Below are 953 nucleotides of genomic sequence, written 5' to 3' on the forward strand. Positions count from 1 at the left end.
TGAACCGACCCCCATAAGTTGGACACAACTTATGGGGTATTTTTATGCGTTACGATCTAGACTTTAAGATGCAAGTCATCGCATACTATCGGCAAGGACATAGTAGTCAGGCCACCGCTAAGAAATTTAACGTCAATCCAGAGTTTGTACTCAAATGGGTCAAACAATACCAAAGCGGTGGCATAGATGCCATTAAGCCAAAGACAAGCAAAGCCAAATACAGCAGTGAGTTTAAACTGAAAGTGTTAAGCACCATGCTAGAACAAGGTTTAAGTCAATCACAGACAGCACTGACATTTAACATCAGCTCACCGGCCCTAATCAGTCATTGGCACAAAGCGTATCGATTACACGGCTTGTCTGGACTAACAACCAAGCCTAAAGGTAGAGTCGCCATGAGTAAGCCCTTTATTACAGACAAACCAGATGATGAAAAGACATTAGCAGAATTGAAGCGTGAGAATGAATACCTACGTGCGGAGGTTGCTTACCTAAAAAAGCTCGATGCCTTGCTCAAGGAGAAGGAAAAGAAACAAGCTTTGAGAAAGCAAGGCTCATCGAAGCATTGAGGCAAGAGCACCCTTTATCTGCTTTGCTCAACATCGCTAAGATGGCTAAGAGTGTCTTTTACTACCATAGGTGTCAGTTTGATGTTAAAGACAAATATGCAGACTTAAAACAATGTATTACTGAGCTTTACCACAAGCACAAAGGCAGGTATGGCTACCGTAGAGTCACAGCTGCGTTAAAGCAGCAAGGCGCTTATCATAACCATAAGCTCATTGCTAAGCTTATGCGTCAAATGAAGCTTAGCGCAAAGATAAGACGTCAGAATTACCGATCCTATAAAGGACAACAAGGTAAGATCGCGAAGAATTATTTAAAGCGCCAGTTTTATGCAGGTCATCCGCATAAGCGCTGGCTGACTGACATTACTGAGTTTAAGGTGGGTG

The 953-nt window shown here is 42.7% G+C and carries 2 protein-coding genes; both read left to right on the forward strand.

Annotated features, from left to right (window positions below):
- The first annotated feature begins 44 nt into the window (after nucleotides 1-44).
- On the forward strand, nucleotides 45-569 hold the full coding sequence (locus ACT3QP_RS14895) for a helix-turn-helix domain-containing protein (RefSeq protein WP_192520988.1): 525 nt from the start codon (nucleotides 45-47) through the stop codon (nucleotides 567-569).
- Nucleotides 566-953: IS3 family transposase (locus ACT3QP_RS14900; protein ID WP_444526040.1), on the forward strand; the 388-nt coding region annotated here is incomplete at its 3' end. The genes ACT3QP_RS14895 and ACT3QP_RS14900, both read left to right, overlap by 4 nt.

It is taken from the genome of Psychrobacter sp. AOP7-B1-24 (genome assembly GCF_052376215.1).
Taxonomy (GTDB): Bacteria; Pseudomonadota; Gammaproteobacteria; order Pseudomonadales; family Moraxellaceae; genus Psychrobacter.